Source organism: Citrobacter sp. wls706 (assembly GCF_005281305.1).
Classification (GTDB): Bacteria; Pseudomonadota; Gammaproteobacteria; order Enterobacterales; family Enterobacteriaceae; genus Citrobacter; species Citrobacter werkmanii.
Window position 1 is genome coordinate 1 of sequence record NZ_SZXG01000032.1, and the last position, 5,459, is coordinate 5,459.

4 protein-coding genes are annotated in these 5,459 nt (G+C 51.9%); 1 reads left to right on the forward strand and 3 read right to left on the reverse strand.

Annotation, left to right across the window (positions count from 1 at the left end; all coding sequences use genetic code 11):
• Positions 1-142: 142 nt before the first annotated feature.
• The 3 genes from clpB to rluD form a co-directional block, all read right to left on the reverse strand.
• Positions 143-2,716 (reverse strand): ATP-dependent chaperone ClpB, encoded by a 2,574-nt coding sequence (gene clpB, locus FDW92_RS13365; protein WP_042313309.1) that lies wholly within the window; start codon positions 2,714-2,716, stop codon positions 143-145.
• A 129-nt stretch (positions 2,717-2,845) separates the two neighbouring features.
• The gene (gene yfiH / locus FDW92_RS13370; protein WP_042313307.1) at positions 2,846-3,577 is read right to left on the reverse strand and encodes a purine nucleoside phosphorylase YfiH; all 732 of its coding nucleotides are present in this window, start codon (positions 3,575-3,577) and stop codon (positions 2,846-2,848) included.
• Positions 3,574-4,554, reverse strand: coding sequence for a 23S rRNA pseudouridine(1911/1915/1917) synthase RluD (gene rluD, locus FDW92_RS13375; RefSeq protein WP_042313304.1), 981 nt, complete (start codon positions 4,552-4,554; stop codon positions 3,574-3,576). The genes yfiH and rluD overlap by 4 nt, the downstream gene beginning before the upstream one ends.
• A 131-nt stretch (positions 4,555-4,685) precedes the next feature.
• Between rluD and bamD the strand changes: the two genes are divergently transcribed.
• Complete coding sequence (gene bamD / locus FDW92_RS13380; RefSeq protein ID WP_005130417.1) at positions 4,686-5,423, forward strand: outer membrane protein assembly factor BamD; 738 nt, start codon at positions 4,686-4,688, stop codon at positions 5,421-5,423.
• Positions 5,424-5,459 lie beyond the last annotated feature (36 nt).

Sequence of the window (5,459 nt, forward strand, 5' to 3'; positions counted from 1 at the left end):
ATTATAGGGAGTTATTTCAGGCTGACAAGTTAAAAATACAAAAAACTTATCAAACGATTACTTTTTACTCAACCCTTCTATTTTTGCCTGGTTTTTAAACAAAAACGAGCCCCGCAGGGCTCGTTTATTGTCGTTTTGTGACTTACTGCACTGCCACGATACGGTCGTCGTTCACTTCCAGGCGAATGGCTTTGCCAGGAATCAGCTCCCCAGACAAAATTTGCTGCGCCAGCGGGTTTTCGATCTGTTGCTGGATAGCGCGTTTCAATGGACGCGCGCCATATACCGGATCGTAACCATTCGCGCTCAGCAGTTTGAGCGCTTCGTCAGAGATATGGATTTCATAGCCACGCTCTTCCAGACGTTTATACAGACGCTGCAGTTGGATCTGAGCAATAGAAGCAATGTGCTGCTCACCCAACGGATGGAATACCACAACCTCATCTATACGGTTGATAAATTCCGGACGGAAGTTATGGCTCACAACGCCCAGCACCATATCCTTCATGTGGCTGTAATCAAGCTCGCCAAAACGTTCCTGGATCAGATCGGACCCCAGGTTCGAAGTCATGATGACCACCGTATTACGGAAGTCGACCGTTCTCCCTTGCCCGTCAGTCAGACGACCATCGTCAAGCACTTGCAGCAGAATGTTGAACACATCCGGATGCGCTTTCTCCACTTCATCCAGCAGGATGACAGAGTAAGGACGACGGCGCACTGCTTCAGTGAGATAACCGCCCTCTTCGTAGCCGACATATCCCGGAGGCGCACCGACCAGACGAGACACCGAGTGTTTCTCCATAAACTCGGACATATCGATACGCACCATTGCATCGTCACTGTCGAACATAAAGTTTGCCAGCGCTTTACACAGTTCAGTTTTACCGACACCGGTCGGCCCAAGGAACAGGAATGAACCAATCGGACGGTTCGGGTCAGACAGCCCAGCACGGCTACGGCGAATCGCGTTAGATACCGCTTCAACCGCTTCGTTCTGGCCAATCACACGGCTGTGCAACTCCTGCTCCATACGCAACAGTTTTTCCCGTTCGCCTTCCAGCATGCGGGCAACCGGGATCCCCGTCCAACGCGCCAGCACTTCAGCAATTTCTGCATCGGTCACTTTGTTACGCAACAGACGCATAGTTTTACCTTCCGACTGGGTAGCGGCTTCCAGCTGTTTTTCCAGCTCCGGAATTTTACCGTACTGCAGCTCGGACATCCGCGCCAGATCGCCCACACGACGCGCCTGCTCAATGGCAATCTTCGCCTGCTCCAGCTCAGCCTTAATCGTCTGAGTACCAGATAGCGAGGCTTTTTCCGCTTTCCACTCTTCTTCCAACTCAGAATACTGGCGCTCTTTGTCGTCCAGTTCTTCGTTGAGCATATCGAGACGCTTTTTACTCGCCTCATCAGACTCTTTCATTAATGCCTGCTGTTCCAGTTTGAGCTGGATAATACGGCGGTCGAGTCTGTCCAGTTCTTCCGGCTTGGAGTCAATCTGCATACGAATGCTGGATGCCGCTTCATCGATTAGGTCGATAGCTTTATCCGGCAACTGACGGTCGGCAATATAGCGGTGAGACAGCGTCGCTGCCGCCACAATTGCCGGGTCAGTGATCTGCACATGGTGGTGCAGCTCATAACGCTCTTTCAGACCACGTAAAATGGCGATGGTGTCTTCTACTGAAGGTTCAGCCACAAACACTTTCTGGAAACGACGTTCCAGCGCCGCATCTTTTTCGATGTACTGACGATATTCATCGAGCGTGGTTGCGCCTACGCAGTGCAGTTCCCCACGCGCCAGCGCCGGTTTCAGCATGTTCCCGGCGTCCATGGCGCCATCGGCTTTACCCGCGCCAACCATGGTGTGCAGCTCATCAATAAACAAAATGACGTTGCCTTCTTGTTTAGAGAGATCGTTCAGCACACCTTTTAAACGTTCTTCAAACTCGCCACGATATTTCGCCCCGGCCACCAGCGCGCCCATATCCAGCGCCAGTACGCGGCGGCCTTTTAAGCCTTCCGGCACTTCGCCGTTGATAATACGCTGCGCCAGCCCTTCAACGATGGCAGTTTTACCGACGCCAGGTTCACCAATCAACACCGGGTTATTTTTAGTACGACGTTGCAGCACCTGAATGGTGCGGCGAATTTCTTCATCACGACCGATAACCGGATCGAGTTTGCCCTGTTCGGCGCGTTCGGTCAGATCGACGGTATATTTTTTCAAGGCCTGACGTTGGTCTTCAGCTCCCTGATCATTCACGCTTTCACCTCCACGCATTTGTTCAATTGCCTGAGTGATATTGGCGGTCGTCACCCCTGCTGATTTTAATAAATCGGTCAGCGTACCGCGTGACTCAAGCGCCGCCAGAACGAACAGTTCTGACGAAATAAAGTTGTCCCCTCGTTTTTGCGCCAGCTTGTCGCAAAGATTCAGTACGCGCACCAGATCCTGAGAAGGCTGCACATCACCGCCGGTGCCTTCTACCTGCGGCAAGCGGCTCAGCGCCTGGTCAATGGCTGTACGTAACTGGCCGGCATTAATGCCAGCAGAGGTTAATAAAGGACGTACCGATCCCCCTTCCTGATTCAGCAAGGCGCTCATTAGATGAAGTGGTTCGATGAATTGATTGTCGTGCCCCAATGCAAGTGACTGGGCATCGGCAAGAGCAAGCTGGAATTTATTAGTAAGACGATCCAGACGCATAACTCCTCCCATAACAGGTCAAAATTGCTACTGGAGATTAAATGAGGTCATCCCTCAATTATTCAAGGTGAATGACCTGAATTATGTGAAAAGAAAATTACACGTACCGGATCGTCTTGATTCTTTAGGTTATATCAGCCAAATAAAACTTGCCATACGCCCCGTGGTATTGTCGCGACGATAAGAGAAGAAAGTCTCACTTTCGCTGAAGGTGCAACGGTCACCGCCATAGAGGTTCGTCACACCAACATTTGCCAGACGCTGGCGCGCAAGCTGGTAGATATCCGCCAGATATTTGTCTGCGCGCGGTACAAATGCGAGGTCCGCCTGCGAATCTTTCGCCATAAACGCTGTGCGGACTTCTGGCCCCACTTCGAACGCGTTCGGGCCAATCGCCGGGCCTAGCCAGGCAATAATATTTTCAGGTTTGTCGGCAAAACACGCCACCGTCTCTTCCAGCACGCCGGCGCATAATCCACGCCAACCCGCATGAGCCGCCGCAACTTCCGTACCTGCACGATTACAAAATAATACGGGCAGACAGTCCGCCGTCATCACCGCACACACCGTGCCCGGCGTATTGCTGTATGACGCATCCGCACGTTTGGATGAGTACGGCTCGCCCGTCAGTTTCAGGACGTCCTTACCGTGGACCTGTTCCAGCCAGACTGGCTTTGAAGGCAGATTGCCCGCAGCAAACAGTCGTTTGCGGTTCTCTTCGACATGCTCCGGGTTATCGCCGCAATGGGCGCCCAGATTCAGCGAATCATAAGGCGGCATACTGATACCGCCAATACGGGTAGAACTACATGCCGCAACACCTTGCGGTAGCGGCCACTGCGGGACAATTAGCTTACTCATAACCAGGCAATATCATCCTTATGTTCTTCGAAATCAGCGCGCATCACTTCAATCAGTTCCACCATATCTTGCGGAATTGGCGCGTGCCATTCCATTTCGATACCGGAAATCGGGTGATACAGACGCAGCATGGTCGCGTGCAGCGCCTGACGGTCGAACTTACGCAATACGGAAATAAATTCGTCAGAAGCGCCTTTCGGTGGACGCGGACGGCCGCCGTAGACCTGATCGCCCACCAGCGGATGGGTAATATGCGCCATGTGCACGCGGATCTGGTGCGTTCGTCCGGTTTCCAGACGCAACCGCAGACGCGTGTGCACACGGAAGTGTTCCATAATGCGATAGTGCGTCACCGCCGGTTTACCCATCGGGTGTACCGCCATGTGTGTACGCTTGGTCGGGTGACGGCTAATCGGCTCTTCAACGGTTCCGCCCGCTGTCATATGACCAATCGCCACGGCTTCGTACTCACGGGTAATTTCGCGCAGCTGTAATGACTCCACCAGACGCGTTTGCGCCGGAACGGTTTTTGCCACCACCATTAATCCGGTCGTGTCTTTGTCCAGACGATGGACGATACCCGCACGAGGAACATCCGCAATTGGCGGGTAGTAATGTAGCAACGCATTCAATACCGTGCCATCAGGATTGCCTGCACCCGGATGCACCACGAGGTCACGCGGTTTGTTGATAACAAGAATATCGTCATCTTCATACACGATATCCAGCGGGATATCCTGAGGCTCAAAACGAACCTCTTCGTCAATTTCTGCATTGATGGAGACCTGCTCTCCACCCAACACTTTTTCTTTCGGTTTATCGCAAAGATTGCCATTTACCAGCACGCGCTGGTCGAGGATCCATTCTTTTATGCGCGATCGCGAATAATCAGGGAACAATTCGGCCAAAGCCTGATCTAAGCGTTGACCGAGCTGATTTTCGGAGACTGTTGCGGTGAGTTCTACTCGTTGTGCCATAAACTGCTTCTTTGTTTAACGTTGGGTTTTACGGCTTTGCCGTTTAATATAGTGTGCTATTGTAGCTGGTCTTAACCGGGAGCAGGAACAGAGAATCTCCCGTAAAACATTTTGAGGAAAGTCAAAACGTCATGACGCGCATGAAATATCTGGTGGCAGCAGCCACGTTGAGCCTGTTTTTGGCGGGTTGCTCTGGTTCAAAGGAAGAGGTGCCCGATAATCCGCCAAATGAAATCTACGCGACTGCTCAGCAAAAGCTGCAGGACGGTAACTGGAAACAGGCAATAACGCAATTGGAAGCGTTGGATAACCGTTATCCATTTGGACCGTATTCTCAGCAGGTGCAATTAGATCTCATCTACGCCTACTACAAAAACGCCGATCTGCCACTTGCTCAGGCTGCCATCGATCGTTTTATTCGTCTTAATCCGACACACCCTAACATTGATTATGTCATGTATATGCGTGGCCTGACCAATATGGCGTTGGATGATAGCGCACTGCAAGGATTCTTTGGGGTTGATCGCAGCGATCGCGATCCACAACATGCCCGAGCTGCGTTTAATGACTTTTCCAAACTGGTACGTGGCTATCCGAACAGCCAGTACACCACTGACGCCACTAAACGTCTGGTGTTCCTGAAAGATCGTCTGGCGAAGTATGAATACTCCGTTGCGGAATATTACACTGCCCGTGGCGCATGGGTGGCGGTGGTAAACCGTGTGGAAGGCATGCTGCGCGACTACCCGGATACCCAGGCAACACGTGATGCTCTACCGTTGATGGAAAACGCTTATCGCCAGATGCAAATGAATGCGCAGGCAGAAAAAGTAGCGAAAATCATTGCCGCCAACAGCAGTAATACCTGATTTACCTCAGAATGCAAAACGGCAGCCCCAAGGGCT

Coding starts and splice junctions, on each gene's coding strand:
- clpB (WP_042313309.1), bottom strand. CDS start 2,716: ATGCGTCTGGATCGTCTTACTAATAAATTCCAGCTTGCTCTTGCCGAT.
- yfiH (WP_042313307.1), bottom strand. CDS start 3,577: ATGAGTAAGCTAATTGTCCCGCAGTGGCCGCTACCGCAAGGTGTTGCG.
- rluD (WP_042313304.1), bottom strand. CDS start 4,554: ATGGCACAACGAGTAGAACTCACCGCAACAGTCTCCGAAAATCAGCTC.
- bamD (WP_005130417.1), top strand. CDS start 4,686: ATGACGCGCATGAAATATCTGGTGGCAGCAGCCACGTTGAGCCTGTTT.